The sequence below is a fragment of the Kitasatospora sp. NPDC029312 genome, from assembly GCF_055569215.1.
In genome coordinates, this window is record NZ_JBVHXY010000002.1 from 13191 (window position 1) to 28784 (window position 15594).

The 15594-nt window shown below is 73.7% G+C and carries 16 protein-coding genes; 10 read left to right on the forward strand and 6 right to left on the reverse strand.

The annotated features are described in order from the left end of the window. Positions 1-13: 13 nt before the first annotated feature. The gene (locus ACZ4WV_RS01595) at positions 14-208 is read right to left on the reverse strand and encodes a DUF2304 domain-containing protein (protein WP_465741683.1); all 195 of its coding nucleotides are present in this window, start codon (positions 206-208) and stop codon (positions 14-16) included. Positions 209-521: 313 nt separating this feature from the next. Here ACZ4WV_RS01595 and ACZ4WV_RS01600 point away from each other — a divergent pair, with 313 nt between their 5' ends. The 5 genes from ACZ4WV_RS01600 to ACZ4WV_RS01620 all read left to right on the forward strand — a co-directional run bounded on the left by ACZ4WV_RS01600 (position 522) and on the right by ACZ4WV_RS01620 (position 6226). After that, a complete protein-coding gene (locus tag ACZ4WV_RS01600) occupies positions 522-2675 on the forward strand; it encodes a S9 family peptidase (protein WP_465741685.1) in 2154 nt (717 codons plus the stop codon). Between the two features lie 181 nt (positions 2676-2856). Beyond that, complete coding sequence (locus tag ACZ4WV_RS01605) at positions 2857-3822, forward strand: ABC transporter ATP-binding protein (protein WP_465741687.1); 966 nt, start codon at positions 2857-2859, stop codon at positions 3820-3822. Further along, the gene (locus ACZ4WV_RS01610; RefSeq protein ID WP_465741689.1) at positions 3819-4541 is read left to right on the forward strand and encodes an ABC transporter permease; all 723 of its coding nucleotides are present in this window, start codon (positions 3819-3821) and stop codon (positions 4539-4541) included. Before ACZ4WV_RS01605 ends, ACZ4WV_RS01610 begins: the two co-directional genes overlap by 4 nt. A gap of 8 nt (positions 4542-4549) precedes the next feature. Continuing rightward, positions 4550-5815, forward strand: coding sequence for a sensor histidine kinase (locus ACZ4WV_RS01615; protein WP_465741691.1), 1266 nt, complete (start codon positions 4550-4552; stop codon positions 5813-5815). 60 nt (positions 5816-5875) lie between these two features. Continuing rightward, on the forward strand, positions 5876-6226 hold the full coding sequence (locus ACZ4WV_RS01620) for a hypothetical protein (RefSeq protein WP_465741693.1): 351 nt from the start codon (positions 5876-5878) through the stop codon (positions 6224-6226). Positions 6227-6280: 54 nt separating this feature from the next. Here the strand turns inward: ACZ4WV_RS01620 and ACZ4WV_RS01625 are convergent, their stop codons facing one another. Beyond that, entirely contained in the window at positions 6281-6784 is a 504-nt protein-coding gene (locus ACZ4WV_RS01625) for a GNAT family N-acetyltransferase (protein ID WP_465741695.1), read from the reverse strand. 109 nt (positions 6785-6893) lie between these two features. Between ACZ4WV_RS01625 and ACZ4WV_RS01630 the strand changes: the two genes are divergently transcribed. Then, positions 6894-7523, forward strand: a complete 630-nt coding sequence (locus tag ACZ4WV_RS01630) for a response regulator (RefSeq protein WP_465741697.1) — start codon at positions 6894-6896, stop codon at positions 7521-7523. 4 nt (positions 7524-7527) lie between these two features. Here ACZ4WV_RS01630 and ACZ4WV_RS01635 read toward each other — a convergent pair whose 3' ends face one another. Together ACZ4WV_RS01635 and ACZ4WV_RS01640 are read right to left on the reverse strand one after the other, a co-directional pair. Beyond that, on the reverse strand, positions 7528-8436 hold the full coding sequence (locus ACZ4WV_RS01635; RefSeq protein WP_465741699.1) for a transglutaminase family protein: 909 nt from the start codon (positions 8434-8436) through the stop codon (positions 7528-7530). 31 nt (positions 8437-8467) lie between these two features. After that, the gene (locus tag ACZ4WV_RS01640) at positions 8468-9478 is read right to left on the reverse strand and encodes a GNAT family N-acetyltransferase (protein WP_465741701.1); all 1011 of its coding nucleotides are present in this window, start codon (positions 9476-9478) and stop codon (positions 8468-8470) included. Between the two features lie 134 nt (positions 9479-9612). Here ACZ4WV_RS01640 and fdxA point away from each other — a divergent pair, with 134 nt between their 5' ends. Both fdxA and dapC read left to right on the forward strand, forming a co-directional pair. Further along, positions 9613-9939: a ferredoxin gene (gene fdxA / locus ACZ4WV_RS01645; RefSeq protein WP_030287402.1), complete on the forward strand. Its 327-nt coding sequence runs from the start codon at positions 9613-9615 to the stop codon at positions 9937-9939. A gap of 20 nt (positions 9940-9959) precedes the next feature. Next, positions 9960-11108, forward strand: coding sequence for a succinyldiaminopimelate transaminase (dapC, locus tag ACZ4WV_RS01650; protein WP_465741703.1), 1149 nt, complete (start codon positions 9960-9962; stop codon positions 11106-11108). Positions 11109-11243: 135 nt separating this feature from the next. On the opposite strand, the gene ACZ4WV_RS01655 is transcribed toward dapC, so the two are convergent. Then, positions 11244-12053 carry a hypothetical protein gene (locus ACZ4WV_RS01655; RefSeq protein WP_465741705.1) on the reverse strand — a complete coding sequence of 270 codons (810 nt, stop codon included), beginning with the start codon at positions 12051-12053 and terminating at the stop codon, positions 11244-11246. A 308-nt stretch (positions 12054-12361) separates the two neighbouring features. Then, the gene (locus ACZ4WV_RS01660; protein WP_465741707.1) at positions 12362-13432 is read right to left on the reverse strand and encodes a VldE C-terminal domain-containing protein; all 1071 of its coding nucleotides are present in this window, start codon (positions 13430-13432) and stop codon (positions 12362-12364) included. Positions 13433-13577: 145 nt separating this feature from the next. Here ACZ4WV_RS01660 and dapE point away from each other — a divergent pair, with 145 nt between their 5' ends. Both dapE and ACZ4WV_RS01670 read left to right on the forward strand, forming a co-directional pair. Beyond that, positions 13578-14654 carry a succinyl-diaminopimelate desuccinylase gene (gene dapE / locus ACZ4WV_RS01665; RefSeq protein ID WP_465741709.1) on the forward strand — a complete coding sequence of 359 codons (1077 nt, stop codon included), beginning with the start codon at positions 13578-13580 and terminating at the stop codon, positions 14652-14654. 110 nt (positions 14655-14764) lie between these two features. Next, positions 14765-15574: an LOG family protein gene (locus tag ACZ4WV_RS01670; protein WP_465741711.1), complete on the forward strand. Its 810-nt coding sequence runs from the start codon at positions 14765-14767 to the stop codon at positions 15572-15574. The last annotated feature ends 20 nt before the right edge of the window (positions 15575-15594 follow it).

Genomic DNA, 15594 nt, shown 5'->3' on the forward strand with positions numbered 1-15594 from the left:
CGGCCCGCGGCGGTCAGAGCTTCAGGCCGTTGATCATTCCGGCGAGGTTGCTGGTGACCTGGCTGATCGACGGGGCGATCGAGCTGGAGGCCAGGTAGAAGCCGAGCAGCGAGCAGACGATGGCGTGCGCCAGCTTCAGGCCGGAGCGGCGGATCAGCACCACCACGATCACCAGCATCAGCACGGCTGCGGAGATGTTCATGGCCATGACGGCTTCATACCCCTTCTCGGGCGCCGACCCCGGGGGAGGGCGGCGGTGGGACCTTACGGGAATCGGGGCCGGGTGACCGATGGGCCGGGACGGGCCCGACGATCACTCGCCTGACCAGTCATACCCGATGGGTAAGGGGAGCATTACATTCAGTGAGTCCTCGCGCGCCGGGGCATCGGGGCACTCGTGGGGCGCATGGGCCGGTCGGAGCCGGTGTGGAGGCCGTCCGGGCGTACTCCGGAACGATGCTCCGAACGAGTGATCAGCCGTCACCCGGGCGTGGGAGTCCGCCGTCGTAGGGTCTGGTGCCATGACCTCCCACACCCCTGCGGACACCTTCCCCCGGCAGTACGCGCGGACCCTGCGCTACACCGTCGGCGCGCCCCGCTCCTTCTCCGTCGCACCGGACGGCTCCCGGGTCGTCTTCCTCCGCTCCCGCTCGGGCGGCGACCGGGCCAACCTGCTCTGGACCCTCGACACCGCCACCGGCGAGGAGCGGATCGCCGCCGACCCGGCCGTCCTGCTCGGCGGCGGCGAGGAGGACCTCTCGCCGGCCGAGCAGGCCCGCCGCGAGCGCAGCCGCGAGGGCTCGGCCGGCATCGTCGGCTACGCCCTGGACGGGGACGGCGGGCTCGCCGCCTTCGCCCTGTCCGGCCGGCTCTTCACGGCCGACCTGGCCACCGGCGCCACCGCCGAACTCCCCGCCCGCGGCCCGCTGCTGGACCCGCGGCCCGCCCCGGACGGCACCCACGTCGCCTACGCCAACACCGCCGGCGAGCTGCGGCTGACCCGCACCGACGGCAGCGGCGACCGGGCGCTCGCCGAGCCGGACGGCCCGAACGTCACCTGGGGGCAGGCCGAGTTCATCGCCCAGGAGGAGATGGACCGCGACCGCGGCTTCTGGTGGTCCCCGCAGAGCGACCGGCTGCTCGTCGAGCGCGCCGACGACAGCCCGGTGCGCCGCTGGTGGATCGCCGATCCGGCCAACCCGGACCGCGCACCCGCCGAGGTCGCCTACCCGGCGGCCGGCACCGCCAACGCCGAGGTCGGCCTCTGGGTGCTCGACCTGGAGGGCGGGCGCACCGAGGTGACCTGGGAGCGCGAAGCCTTCCCGTACCTGGCCCGGGTGCACTGGTCCAGTGGCGGCATGCCGCTGCTGCTCGTCCAGTCCCGCGACCAGCGCACCCAGCGGATCCTCGGCGTGGACGTGGCCACCGGCGCCACCGAGGTGCTGGTCGAGGAGCACGACGACGCCTGGCTGGAGGCCTTCCCCGGCGTGCCGGCCTGGACCCCGGACGGCAAGCTGGTCCGGATCTCCGACGAGGGAGGCACGCGGGCGCTGGTGGTCGGCGACCAGGCCGTCACCGGGCCCGACCTGCACGTCCGGTCGGTCATCGCGGTCACCGAGGACGAGGTGTTCTTCAGCGCCTCCGGCGGCGCCGCGGAGGCCGACCCCGAGCCCGGCTGGATCGCCGTCGGCCGGATCAGCCACGACGGCAAGCGGCTGGCCTGGGAGTCCTCCAACGGCCGTCCGTTCACCTCCGTCACCAGCGCGGTGCACGCGGGCGGGATCACCGTGCGGGCCACCGCCGAGCCCGACCTGCCGGGCTCGCTGGTGCAGGTCGCCCGCGACCTGCCGGAGGGGGTGGTGGTCGACGACGTCGCCGTCATCGCCTCGTACGCCGAGACCCCGGTGATCACCGCCCGTCCGGTCTTCCGCTTCGCCGGCGAGCGCCGCATCCCGGCCGCGGTCTTCCTGCCCACCGGTTACGACCGGGAGCGGGACGGCCTGCTGCCCGTCCTGATGGACCCGTACGGCGGCCCGCACGGCCGGCGCGTCGTCCAGGCGCACAACCCGCACCTCAACTCGCAGTGGTTCGCCGATCAGGGCTTCGCGGTGATCGTCGCCGACGGCCGCGGCACCCCCGGGCGGGGGCCGGCCTGGGAGAAGTCGATCGCCTTCGACTTCGCCGGGGCGACCCTGGACGACCAGGTCGACGCGCTCCGGGCGCTCGCCGGGGAGTTCCCGCTCGACCTCGACCGGGTCGCCATCCGAGGCTGGTCGTACGGCGGCTACCTCTCCGCGCTCGCCGTGCTGCGCCGCCCCGACGTGTTCCACGCGGCGGTGGCGGGGGCGCCGGTGACCGACTGGGAGCTGTACGACACCCACTACACCGAGCGCTACCTGGGCCACCCGGCCGAGCGGCCCGAGGTGTACGCGGCGAACTCGCTGACCGGCTACGCGGCCGGGCTGGAGCGGCCGCTGATGATCATCCACGGCCTCGCCGACGACAACGTGGTGGCCGCCCACACCCTGCGGCTCTCCTCTGCGCTGCTGGCGGCCGGGCGCCCGCACACCGTGCTGCCGCTGTCCGGCGTCACCCACATGACGCCGCAGGAGGAGGTCGCGGAGAACCTGCTGCTGCTCCAGGTCGACTTCCTGAAGCGCGCACTGGGCCAGTAGGAGCCCCTCCGTCCAGGCCTCCCGGCGGCCGGTGCCCTGACACGGGTACCGGCCGCCGGCATGACATCCGTCATACCGAAGCCACGACGGCCGACACTGCCGCCGGCACCCGCCCGCGCGGGACCCTGAGGTGGTGCGGGCAGCCCCGCACGCGACACCATCGGGTGAGAGGAGCCGGGCGATGGTTACCGAGGTGGCCGCCTTCCGCGGCGTCGGCAAGAGCTACGGGCGGGTGCGCGCCGTGGACGGACTCGACCTCGTGCTGCGGCCGGGCGAGACCGTCGCGCTGCTCGGCCCGAACGGCGCCGGGAAGTCCACCAGCCTGGACCTGCTGCTCGGCCTGCGCGAGCCCGACCAGGGCAGCGTGACGCTGTTCGGCGGCACCCCGCGGGCGGCGATCGCCGCCGGCCGGGTCGGCGCGATGCTGCAGAGCGGCGGGCTGATGACCGACGTCAAGGTGCGCGAGCTGGTCGAACTCGCCTGCAAGGTGCACCCGAGCGGTCGGTCGGTCACGGGGGTGCTGACCGACGCCGGGATCACCGAGATCGCCGACCGCCGGGTCGACAAGCTGTCCGGCGGCCAGGAGCAGCGGGTCCGCTTCGCCCTGGCGATCGCGGGCGACAGCGACCTGATCGTGCTCGACGAGCCCACCACCGGCATGGACGTCAGCGTCCGGCAGGCGTTCTGGGCGAGCATGCGGGCGCAGGCCGACGCCGGGCGCACGGTGCTGTTCGCCACCCACTACCTGGAGGAGGCCGACTCGATCGCCGACCGCGTCCTGGTGCTGCACCGGGGCCGGCTGATCGCCGACGGCAGCTCCGCCGAGATCAAGGCGCGGGCCGGCGCCCGCCGGATCGCCTTCGAACTCCACGACGCCGACTTCGCCGCGACCGCCGAGCCGTTCGACGAGGCGGTGCTGCGCTCCCTGCCGGGCGTGCAGTCGCTGGACGTCACCGCCCGCGTGCCGGGGGTGCGGACGGTACGGATCCGCACCGCGGACGCCGACGCGAGCGTGGCCGGGCTCTACCGGGCGGGCCTGTACCCGCGCGGGCTGGAGGTCACCGGCCTGGGCCTGGAGCAGGCCTTCCTGACCATCACCGGCGAGCTGGACCGCGAGGCCGACGCCGCGAAGGAGAGCGTGCGATGACCACTCTGATCAAGCTGGAGATCCTGCGGACCCTCCGCAACCGGCGCTACCTGTTCTTCACGGTGCTCTACCCGGCGCTGATGTACGTCTTCTTCATCAACGCCTACGGCTCCACCAGCCAGGCCGGCGGCCTGCCGGTGAAGACCTACTTCATGGTCTCGATGGCCACCTTCGGTGCGGTCGGCGCGGTGCTGACCGGCAGCGCCCAGCGGATCTCGCTGGAGCGCAAGAGCGGCTGGGTGCGCCAGCTGCGGCTGACCGCGCTGCCCGGCCGGGCGTACACCGTGGGCAAGATCGCGGCGACCGCGGTGACCACGCTGCCGGCGATCCTGGTGGTCTTCGCGGTCGGCGCGAGCCAGGGCGTCTCGCTGAGCGCGCCGCAGTGGCTCGGGCTGGTGGCCGCGCTCTGGCTGGGCAGCTTCGTCTTCGCCGCGCTCGGGGTGGCGCTCGGGTACGCGGCGGCGCCGGACGCCGTGCAGCCGATCGTGATGATCGCCTACATGGCGATGGCGCTGCTCGGCGGGACGTGGTTCCCGGTGAGCGGCTCGCTGGAGAAGTTCGCCCGGTTCAACCCGGTGTTCCTGTACAACAAGCTGGCCACCTTCACCCAGCCCGGCCACTCGCTGGACCTGGCCGCCGTCTCCGGGCTGGTCGCCTTCTTCGCGGTGTTCGTGGCCGCCGCCACGGTCCTGTACCGGCGTGACACCCGCCAGGCATGATGATCCACATGAGTGACGAGCGCCGGACCCAACGCCCCGACGAGCCGACGGAGGCGGGTCCGGCGGGCGTGTCGTTCATGAACGCCCCCGGCGCCCCCGTCGAGACCCGGCGGCAGCTGATGGTCAAGGTCGCCTGGATGCTGCTGTGGATGATCTACCTGGCGTACCCGGCGAGCGACCTGGTCAACGGTGGCCACAGCCCGACCGGGCAGGCGCTCGGCTGGGTCTGCCTGGCGGTCTTCGTGGTCGCCTACGTGCTGCTGGTGTTCTTCCGCTCGCAGGCGGGGATGAAGCCGCGGGCCTGCCAGGTGATCGTCGGGACGATGATCGCGCTCGCGGTGGGCTCCTCCTTCGCGCTCGGCGGCGCGTTCCTGACCATGTTCATCTACGCCTCGGTCTGCCTCGCGGTGATCATCCCGCTGAACCACGCGCTGCGGGCGCTGGTCGGCATGGCCGTGCTCACCGCCGCGACCGGCGTGCTGATCCACGCCGGGAGCGACAACGTCACCACCTTCGCGTTCAGCGCCTTCCTCTCCGGCGTCGCGATGACCGGCCTGCAGCGGCTGATCGCCACCATGAAGGAGCTGCGCGAGGCCAGGGCCGCCGTCGCCCACCTGGCCGCCTCCGAGGAGCGGCTGCGGCTCGCCCGCGACCTGCACGACCTGCTCGGGCACTCACTGTCGCTGATCACCCTGAAGAGCGAGCTGGCCGGCCGGTTCATGGACGCGGGCAAGGACGAGGCGGCGCGGGCGCAGGTCGCCGACATCGAGCAGGTCGCCCGGCAGTCGCTGATCGACGTCCGGGAGGCGGTCACCGGCTTCCGCCGCCCCACCCTGCCGGTCGAACTGGCCGCCGCCCGTACCGCGCTGTCCGCCGCGCAGGTCCGGCTGGAGGCCGCGCCGGAACTGGTGGACGCCTGGCCGTCGCTGGCCGGCGAGGAGGCGGGCGCGCTGGCCTGGGCACTGCGCGAGGCCGTCACCAACATCCTCCGGCACGGCGAGGGCGCCACCGTCTGCACCGTCACGGCGGACGAGAGCTGGGAGGCGAGCGGCGAACGGTACGCCGTCCTGGAGATCGCCGACAACGGGCGCGGGCCGGGCAAGTCCCAGCCGGGCAACGGACTGTCCGGGCTGGAGGAGCGGCTCGCGCTGGTCGGCGGGCGCCTGGAGACCGGGCCGGGCGAGCGCGGCAAGGGCTACCGCCTGCGGGCCTCGGTGCCGCTGCGGACGGCGGCCGCACCGGCCGCACCGGCCGCACCGGCCACGCCCTCCTGACCCTCCGCACCGCCCGCGCCCCCGGGAACCCGAGCGGCCGCGCTGACCGTCCTTCCGGGCATGGCCACCGTTCTGATCCTCGGCTTCGACCCGCACGCCATCCCCGGCATGGACGGCGACGGCATGCGGGCCGTCCTCGACGCCGAACTAGCCCGCTTCGCCGAGCACGGTCTCGATGCATCGATGACCCTGGTCGCCCCCGACGGAACCGCCGAGGGCGCCATCACCGCCGCCCTGGCCGACCGCGACTGGGACGTCGTCGTGGTCGGCGGCGGCATCCGCAAGCCCGAACCGGCACTGCCCTTCTTCGAACTCGTCGTCAACCTCATCCGCCGCCACGCCCCGCGGGCCGCCATCGCCTTCAACACCAGCGGCGCCGACAGCGTCGAGGCCGCCCAGCGCTGGCTGTAGCGCCCCGGTGCAAGTGACCGGTTTCAAGCGTGGGAAGTCGGCCCGGCCGACTTCCTACTCCGTGGGGCGGGGGGTGGTGGCCAGGCTGCGGTGGTACGAGAGGGCGGGGCGGTCGTCGAGGAGGAACTCGCCGGCGACCGTGAAACCGTTGCGGGTGAGGACGGTTTGGGAGGCCGGGTTGTCGAGCGTGGTGGCCGCGGTCAGGGACCGCAGCCCGTAGCTCTGGGCAGCGAGCCGACAGATCTGGGCGACGGCCGCCTTGGCGACGCCCCGGCCGGCCGCGGACTCGGCGATCCGGTAGCCGAGTTCGGCGGTGCCGTCCACGAGGTCCATCAGGTTGACCCGGCCGACCAGGGCGCCGTCGTCGTCGAGGACGACGTGGAACCGGCAGATGCCCTCGGCCTGTTCGGCGAGCAGCGCGGCGTGGCGGTCGGCGAACCCGGCGAAGTAGGCGTCGCCGCGGTCGGGAACGGTACGCGCGAACCAGGCCCGGTTGGCGAGTTCGAAGGCGAGTACGGCGTCGGCGTGGTCGGGTCGCAGCGGCTCCAGGGTCAGCATCCGGCCAGTCTGGCGCGCAACTCCTCGGCGAACCACTCGAATACCCCGCGCGGTCCGGCCGGCCTCCCCTGCCGGAGAGTCAGACCCGCCCCCCTCTAAGGTCATGGCCATGGGTAACACTGAGAACAGCCCCTCGGTCCGCGTGCTGCTCGCCGAGGACCAGGGCATGGTCCGCGAGGCGCTGGCCGCGCTGCTCGGGCTGGAGGGGGACATCGACGTCGTCGCGCAGGTGGGCCGCGGCGACGAGGTGGTGGCGGCGGTGCTGGCGAACGACGTGCAGGTCGCCGTGCTGGACATCGAGATGCCGGGGATGACGGGCATCGAGGCGGCCGCCGAGCTGCGCCGCCGGGCGCCGTCGACGAAGGTGGTGATCGCGACGACCTTCGGCCGCCCCGGCTACCTGCGCCGGGCGATGGAGTCCGGCGCGGACGCCTTCCTGGTGAAGGACGCGCCCGCCTCCGAGCTCGCCGAGGCGATCCGCCGGGTGCTGCGCGGCGAGCGGGTGATCGACCCGGCGCTGGCGGCGGCCGCACTCGCCGAGGGCGCCAATCCGCTGACCCCGCGCGAGCGGGACGTGCTGGGCGCGGCCGCCGACGGCGCGGTGAACGCGGACATCGCCAGGCGGCTGCACCTGTCGGAGGGGACGGTCCGCAACTACCTGTCGATGGCGATCCAGAAGACCGAGGCCCGCAACCGCACCGAGGCGGTCCGGATCGCCCGGGAGAAGGGCTGGCTCTGACGGTTCAGTTGAGCCGGTGCCGGGCCGCCCGGGCCTCCTGCCGGACCTTGGCGGCGGTGTCCGGGTCGAAGGTGTCCAGGATCTGCGCGTAGGCGTCCATCTCCGCCGAGCCGCCGAGGAAGTCCCCCATGCGTACCAGGAGTTCGGCCCGCTCCAGGCGCAGCTGGGCGGGGTGCCGGGGGAGCAGCAGGGCGAGTTCGGTGGCCCACAGCTGGGTGCGGGCGTGCTCGGGCCGGTCGGCGGCCCAGACCCGGATGTTGCCGAGCACCCGCAGCACGATGTCCAGCGGCTGGGCGGGGGTGAGCAGGGCGGGGCTGAAGTCGTACCCCGCGGCGGCGACCAGCTGCTCGACGTCGACCGGGTCGAGCAGCCGGCCGCCGTGGAAGGGGTCGGCGAGCACGTAGTCGTCGCCGCCGGCCGGGCCGCCGACGGCGACGATGAAGTGGCCGGGCAGCGCCACGCCGTGGACGGTGAGCCCGGCCCGCCGTCCGACCGCCATCCACACCAGCGACAGCATGATCGGCAGTCCGCGCCGGCGCCGCAGGACCTCGGGCAGCAGCGAGGACTCCAGCCGCCGGTAGTCGGACTGCCGCCCGTGGAACCGCTCCCGGCCGCCGAGGACGGCGGCGAGCAGGGCGGCGGTCTCCTCCGGCCCGCTGGGTGAGCGTTCGGCCACCGCGAGCCGCACGGCGGCCGCGTGCCGGTCGAGCGCGGCCTCGCAGGCGGCGAGCAGGGCGTCCACGCCCGGCGGCTCGACGAGGTCGCCGGGGTCGAGGACCGGGTGGTGTTCGGCGGCGGCGAGCAGGCAGAGCAGCACCGGGTCGGGCTGCTCGGCGCGGGCGGCGGTCCGGAAGCGGTCTCTGCTCTGCTCGGTCACGGTGACGACGGCGGCCTTCGTGCGACGGACGGACAAGCGGACAAACGGGGACGAAAAGGGCGGGCGGCTACTCCTGGGGAAGAAGCGCGTAGTGGTAAGTGTGACTGGTCGTGAAGCCGAGTCCGTCATAGAGCGCGATCGCACCGGCGTTCTCCGCCTCGACCTGGAGGTACGCGCCGCTCGCCCCCTCCTCGGCCGCCCGGGCGGCTAGCACCGCCATGACCGCGGTGCCCAGTCCGGCCCGGCGGGCGTACGGCTGGACCTCGATCGCGCCGAAGCAGGCCCAGAGCCCGTCGATGACACAGCGTCCGATGGCCAGCGGCGGCTGCCCGGGGGCGCCCGGCACGGTGGCGAACCAGACCGAGGGGCCGCCGTGCAGCACCCGCCGGGCCGCCTCCTCCAGCGCCGCGTCCCCGCTCACCCGCCGGTACAGCGACATCCACTGCGGCCCCGCCGTCCGTGAGAGGCGCACCCGGTCGTGCCCGGTGCCGAGCCGGGTCAGCCCGGCCAGCGGAGCGGTGCGCACCAGCGTGGGCGCGTACCCGGCGCCCAGCCGGTCGAGTTCGCCGCGCAGCGCCTCCGGCGAGCCGGGGCTGACCACCTCGACGTACGCGGGCAGGCCGCGCGCGGCGTACCAGTCCCGAACGGCGGCCAGCGCCCGGGGCAGCGGCACGCCCGGGTCGCCGAGTGCCTGGACGGAGTTGGCCCGCCGGGTGAACCCGGCCGACGCCCGCAGTGTCCACTCGCCGAGCGGCTGCTGCTCGACGGCCGGCCAGCCGCGTCCGGCGATCCGCTGGAGCTCGACGGGCGTGGCGCTCGGCAGGGGCGCGCGACGGGCCGGGAACAGCGGGACGACCTTGCCCGCGACCAGCAGTTTCTCCGCGAAGGAGACCGGCTCGCCCGAGCGCGGGGCCACGGTGAGACCATGATCGTCCCAGGATGTGAGCACGCCGATCACATCGCGAAACACCGGGCGGGCGTCCACGAACTCCGACACGCGTCGCACGGACACGCGTCGTCCCACGTCAGAGCGATCTATCCGGACTTCCGGACGGCTCTCCAGCGGGTCCCGAGTCATGATCCGGCCACCTCCTGTGCATTTGCGGTCTCCGACCCGCGATACTAGGGGCGGGCATCGACGACGCCGCGCTCACCGCGCACGCGAGCAGAACAGAACGGGCCGCCAGGGCCCTTCCGAGGAGGAACGACAGCGTGACCTACGTCATCGCGCAGCCTTGTGTCGACGTGAAGGACAAGGCGTGCATCGAAGAGTGCCCGGTTGACTGCATCTACGAGGGCCAGCGGTCCCTCTACATCCACCCGGATGAGTGTGTCGACTGTGGCGCTTGCGAGCCGGTCTGCCCGGTCGAGGCGATCTTCTACGAGGACGACACTCCGGAGGAGTGGAAGGACTACTACAAGGCGAACGTCGAGTTCTTCGACGACCTGGGCTCGCCCGGCGGCGCCTCGAAGCTCGGCCTCATCGAGCGGGACCACCCGTTCATCGCCGCTCTGCCGCCGCAGAACGCCGACCACTGACGATCGGTGGCTACTGAGCTGTGAGCACGAACAGCACGCGCGCGCCGCTTCCGGGCCACCCGGGGGCGGCGCGCCGCGTTTCCGACCGGCTCCCGGTGTTCCCCTGGGACAAGCTGGAGCCCTACAAGGCCACCGCCCTCGCCCACCCGGGCGGCCTCTGCGACTTCTCCGTCGGCACCCCCGTCGACCCGGTCCCCGAGGTGATCCAGAAGGCGCTGGCCGCCCACACCGACACGCCCGGCTACCCGACCGTCTGGGGACCGCTGGAGCTGCGCGAGGCGATCGCCGGCTGGCTGAACCGCCGCTGCGGCGCCGAGATCGGCCCGCAGGCCGTCCTGCCCACGGTCGGTTCCAAGGAGCTGGTGGCCTGGCTGCCGACCCAGCTCGGCCTCGGCCCGGGCGACCAGGTCGGCTACCCGCGGCTCGCCTACCCGACCTACGAGGTCGGCGCCCGGCTGTGCGGCGCCGAGCCGGTCGAGTACGACTCGGTGGACGAGCTGGACGGCTCCCGGGTGCGCCTGCTCTGGGTGAACTCGCCGTCCAACCCGACCGGCCGGGTGCTCGGCGCGGAGGAGCTGCGCCGCGCCGTCGAGTGGGCCCGGGAGCACGGGGCACTGCTGGTCAGCGACGAGTGCTACCTGGAGCTGGGCTGGGAGGCCGACCCAATCTCCGTGCTGCGCCCGGACGTCTGCGGCGGCGAGCACGAGGGCCTGCTGGCCGTCCACTCGCTCTCCAAGCGCTCCAACCTGGCCGGCTACCGCGCCTCCTTCGTCGCGGGAGACCCGGTGGTGGTCAAGGAGCTGCTGGAGGTGCGCAAGCACGGCGGGATGATCGTGCCGGCGCCGGTCCAGGCAGCGGCGGCCGCGGCGCTGGCGGACGACGCCCACGTGGCCGAGCAGCGGGAGCGGTACGCGGCCCGGCGCTCGGCGCTGCGGACGGCGCTGGAGGCGTACGGCTTGCGCATCGAGCACTCCGAGGCGAGCCTCTACCTGTGGGCGACCCAGGACCGTCCGTGCTGGGAGACCGTGGCCGAGCTGGCCGCCCTGGGCATCCTGGTGGCGCCCGGGGACTTCTACGGGCCGGCCGGTGAGCGCTTCGTCCGGGTCGCCTTCACCGCGACCGACGAGCGGGTCGCCGCGGCCGTCGAGCGGCTGCGCGCGGCGCGCTGACGGCGCGGCGGAGCTGACCGGCGCGGTCGGGCCGACGGTGCGGCCGCGCTGACGCGACGTCGAAGGGGCCGGTGTCCACTCGGAACACCGGCCCCTTCCGCGTGCGCGGACTAGCAGGACTACCGGACTACCGGACTACACCGGCAGGCCGCTGATGCTGCCGCCGTTGACGCCGCCCAGCACGCCGCCGACCGGGCCGAGCGAGTTGGTCAGGCCGGACAGCGGGTTGTTCGGGCCGAGGTCGGCGCCGCCGAGGCGGTTGGCGGAGCCGTGCTCGGCGAGGCCGAGGACGTCGGTGCCGGGCAGGCCGCCGGGCAGGGCGTGCTCGACCGGACCGAGCGGCAGCGCGCGCTCCACCGAGCTGAGCGGCAGCGCGTCGGTGACGGCGTTGGTGCTGGGGACGGCGCCGGAGAGCTTGTCGGCGCCGGGCACGGCGTGGGCGACGGAGCCCGCCTGGCCGAGCCCGCCGGCCGGGCTGGCACTGGCGCCGGCGTCGGCGCTGCGGGTGCCCATGCCCTTGCCGGTGACGGCCTCGCCGAGCTTGCCGGCCAGCGCCGCGGCGACCTTGGGGGTGACGGCGGAGAGCTGGCCGGTGGTGGCGGCGGTCTGGTCGACCGGGGCCGTCAGCGAGCTGGCCTTCTCGTTCGCCTCGGGGAGCTGGTGGGCGACGATGTTGCCGGCGGCGTCGGCGGAGGCCGGCACGCCCGCGGCGACGGTGGCCGCGCCGGTGGTGCCGGCCGCCTGGCCGAGCTGGTGGGTGGTGTGCTGGAGGGTGGAACCGGTGTCGGTGTTGGTCAGCTGGCCCAGCGGCGCCGCGAGGTCGCTCTTGGGAAGCAGGGCGTCCCCGCCCAGGGCGGACGCGGAGCCGGCGGCGACCAGCGGGGTCGCGCCGGCGGCCACGACGAGCGCGGCCTGGGCGATCCGGCGCGTGAGGGGGTGAGACATGGGGCTCCTCGAAGGGGTCTGGGTCCGTCCCGTCCACCGGGTGGACGACCGGGCCTGGACGGGACCGGGCGGACGGTGTTGTTACCGCTTGAGAAGCCAGAAGGTTTCGGCCGGTGCAAGGAACGTTCCTGGCCGACCATCGGATCGTATGACCACAGGGGAAGGGGCTGCGGGCCCCGCCGTACGCCCTCGGACCGGCGCCGGCCAAGGGGAGTGACGGTTCTCCACCCCCGTTCGCCGGAACGGGCGGTCAGTCCACCGAAGTTGACCGGAATCACCCGTCCGGCGGCAACCCGAACTTCAGTGCGTCAGCTCTTGTCGTACGGGGCGAGGGTGACCTGAACGAGCTTGGTCGACGTCCCCGAGGTCTGGGTCTGCCAGCCGTCCTCGGACTTGGACTTGCGCCAGATCCTCCCGTCGTAGGCGACCGTCGCGATGCCCAGCTGCTGGGCCTGGGCGACCGCCCAGTGGGCCACCTCCCAGCCGCTGGCCCGCTCCGCGTTCGCCCCGGCGTCGGCTCCGCCGTCCGCCGAGGAGGTCAGCGCCGCGGCGGCCGGGTCCGGGGTCAGCGCGACGGCGTTCTCGGCACCCTTGATCGTCGAGGTGTAGCCGGTGGCCGGGGTGACGGTCCGGCCGAACTCCCGGCGCACCCGGTCCGACAGCACCTGGGCGCGGTCCGGCCGCGCGGCAGCCGGGGCGGCCGAGGCACTCGCCGTCGGCGAGGCCGAGTCGCCCGGGTCCGGCTTGGCGTAGTCGTGCACCACGCAGCTGAAGGAGGCCGGCTCGCGCCCGGCCAGCGCCGAGGTCAGCAGCGTCGCCTTGGTCTCGTGCTTGGCGTACGCCTGCGGGTAGCCGCTCTTCTGCACCGCCTGGGCCGCGTCGGTCAGCGGCATCCGGGTGTACCCGGGGACCTTGACCAGGCCGTCCAGGAACTTGTTGGTCGCGTACACCGGGTCCGCGATCTGCGTCGGGGTGCCCCAGCCCATCGAGGGCCGCTGCTGGAACAGGCCGATCGAGTCCCGGTCGCCACCCGCCAGGTTGCGCAGCTTGGACTCCTGCATGGCGGTCGCCAGCGAGATCGCCGTCGCCCGGTCCGGCAGCCCGCGCGAGCGCGCCACCGCGGCGATCGTCGCGGCGTTGGCGGCCTGCGGGAGCTCCAGCGTGCCACTGCCGTCCGCGGTCTTCACCGAGCACTCCTCGGAGACACCCGGCCGGAACCCGAACCACCAGATCCCGACCACCGCCAGGCCCGCGACCATCACCAGGCCGAGCAGCCCGACCAGCACGAGCAGCAGCGCGCGCACCGGACCGCGACGGCGGGGCGCCACTTCGTCGCCCTGCTCCGCGTCCCGTTCCTCGCCGCGCCTTCTCCTGGCCACCCTCGCCCCTCTCGCGCCCGCCGTCTTGATCCGACACCGTACCCACTCGGACGGGTGTGCGGCGCACCCCGGTTGCCGAACCCGGTACCGTCCGCCTCACAGCGCGACCCCGGGGAGCGCCCGCCCGCACCACTAGGCTGGCGCCATGAGCAGCCCGAACCCGACGCCCCTGGACCTCACCCTCGACGGCGGCACGCTGACCGCCCGACTCGTCGACTTCCCCTCGGTGAGCGGCGACGAGCAGGCGCTCGCCGACGCCGTGGAGGCCGCCCTGCGCGGCTACCCGCACCTCACCGTGGACCGCCACGGCAACAACGTCGTCGCCCGCACCCACCTGGGCCGCGGCGAGCGCGTCGTGCTGGCCGGCCACCTGGACACCGTGCCGATCGCCGACAACCTGCCCTCGTACGTCGACGGGGACCTGCTCTACGGCTGCGGCACCTCGGACATGAAGTCCGGCGTGGCCGTCGCGCTGCGCCTGGCCGCCACTCTGACCGAGCCCAACCGCGACCTCACCTACGTGTTCTACGACTGCGAGGAGGTGGAGGCCCACCGCAACGGCCTCGGCCACCTCGCCAAGGACCGCCCGCAGTGGCTGACCGCCGACTTCGCGGTGCTGATGGAGCCCAGCGGCGCCGTGGTCGAGGGCGGCTGCCAGGGCACCCTGCGGGCGCAGGTCCGGCTCACCGGCGTGCGCGCCCACGCGGCCCGCAGCTGGCTCGGCGACAACGCCATCCACCGCGCCGCCGAGGTGCTCACCCGGCTCGCCGACTACCGGCCCCGCCGGGTGGAGATCGACGGCCTGGAGTACCGCGAGGGCCTCAACGCGGTGCGGATCGACGGTGGCGTGGCCGGGAACGTCATCCCGGACGAATGCGTGATCACGGTCAACTTCCGCTACGCGCCGGACCGCAGCGAGGCCGATGCGGAGAAGCACGTGCGCGAGGTCTTCGACGGCTTCGAGCTGACCGTGACCGACTTCGCCCCGGGCGCCCTGCCCGGCCTCTCCCAGCCCGCCGCGCAGGCCTTCCTGGCGGCCACCGGCGGCCAGGCCCGGGCCAAGTTCGGCTGGACGGACGTCGCCCGGTTCAGCGCGCTCGGCGTACCGGCGGTCAACTACGGCCCCGGCGATCCGAACTTCGCCCACAAGCGGGACGAGCACTGCTCGCTGAGCGCCATCGCCGAGACCGAGGCCCGGCTGCGCGCCTGGCTGACCAGCTGATCCCCGGATCGACGGCTGATCCGACGAGCGGCTGAACGCCATCTTCCGGTCTCCCGATCGACCTCTCCCCGTTGGCTGAAAACGGGGGGAGGTCGACGTAGGGTTTCGTCATGACAGGCACAGGAGACGACAAGCACTACGGACACGGCCCCGAGCAGGTCGGCGTGCCGCGGAAGACGAAGGCCTGGCCCGAGAAGCAGAAGGGCCCGGTGCTGGTGCGCCGGGACCAGGTCGGCACGAGCACCACGGACCAGCGCCTGCTGGACACCACCGGTCCCACGGACTGGCTGCACACCGACCCCTGGCGGGTGCTGCGGATCACCTCGGAGTTCGTCGAGGGCTTCGGCGCGCTCGCCGAACTCCCGCCCGCCATCAGCGTCTTCGGCTCGGCCCGGACGCCGGTCGACTCACCCGAGTACGAGGCCGGGGTGGCCATCGGCCGGGCCCTCGCCGAGGCCGGCTACGCGGTGATCACCGGCGGCGGACCGGGCGCCATGGAGGCCGCCAACCGCGGCGCCTCCGAGGCCGGCGGGATGAGCGTCGGGCTCGGCATCGAGCTGCCCTTCGAGCAGGGCCTCAACGAGTTCGTCGACCTCGGGCTGAACTTCCGTTACTTCTTCGTCCGCAAGACGATGTTCGTGAAGTACGCCCAGGGCTTCGTGGTCCTGCCCGGCGGACTCGGCACGCTGGACGAGCTGTTCGAGGCGCTGACCCTGGTGCAGACCAAGAAGGTCACCCGCTTCCCGGTGATCCTCTTCGGCAGCGCCTACTGGGGCGGCCTGTACGAGTGGCTGAAGGACACCCTGGTCGCCCAGGGCAAGGCGGCCCCGCACGACCTGGAGCTGTTCCACATCACCGACGAGATCGACGAGGTCATGAAGATCCTCGCCGACGCCCGACGGCCGGTGAACGAGATCTAGGCGGACGCGGTCCAGCGGCC

What these genes read in the sequence shown, in the direction of transcription:
- ACZ4WV_RS01625 (WP_465741695.1), bottom strand. Translation starts at nt 6,784, where the DNA reads ATGCTGACCCTGGAGCCGCTGCGACCCGACCACGCCGACGCCGTACTC.
- ACZ4WV_RS01610 (WP_465741689.1), top strand. Translation starts at nt 3,819, where the DNA reads ATGACCACTCTGATCAAGCTGGAGATCCTGCGGACCCTCCGCAACCGG.
- ACZ4WV_RS01655 (WP_465741705.1), bottom strand. Translation starts at nt 12,053, where the DNA reads ATGTCTCACCCCCTCACGCGCCGGATCGCCCAGGCCGCGCTCGTCGTG.
- ACZ4WV_RS01595 (WP_465741683.1), bottom strand. Translation starts at nt 208, where the DNA reads ATGGCCATGAACATCTCCGCAGCCGTGCTGATGCTGGTGATCGTGGTG.
- ACZ4WV_RS01615 (WP_465741691.1), top strand. Translation starts at nt 4,550, where the DNA reads ATGAGTGACGAGCGCCGGACCCAACGCCCCGACGAGCCGACGGAGGCG.
- ACZ4WV_RS01600 (WP_465741685.1), top strand. Translation starts at nt 522, where the DNA reads ATGACCTCCCACACCCCTGCGGACACCTTCCCCCGGCAGTACGCGCGG.
- ACZ4WV_RS01620 (WP_465741693.1), top strand. Translation starts at nt 5,876, where the DNA reads ATGGCCACCGTTCTGATCCTCGGCTTCGACCCGCACGCCATCCCCGGC.
- ACZ4WV_RS01605 (WP_465741687.1), top strand. Translation starts at nt 2,857, where the DNA reads ATGGTTACCGAGGTGGCCGCCTTCCGCGGCGTCGGCAAGAGCTACGGG.
- ACZ4WV_RS01630 (WP_465741697.1), top strand. Translation starts at nt 6,894, where the DNA reads ATGGGTAACACTGAGAACAGCCCCTCGGTCCGCGTGCTGCTCGCCGAG.
- ACZ4WV_RS01640 (WP_465741701.1), bottom strand. Translation starts at nt 9,478, where the DNA reads ATGACTCGGGACCCGCTGGAGAGCCGTCCGGAAGTCCGGATAGATCGC.
- dapE (WP_465741709.1), top strand. Translation starts at nt 13,578, where the DNA reads ATGAGCAGCCCGAACCCGACGCCCCTGGACCTCACCCTCGACGGCGGC.
- ACZ4WV_RS01670 (WP_465741711.1), top strand. Translation starts at nt 14,765, where the DNA reads ATGACAGGCACAGGAGACGACAAGCACTACGGACACGGCCCCGAGCAG.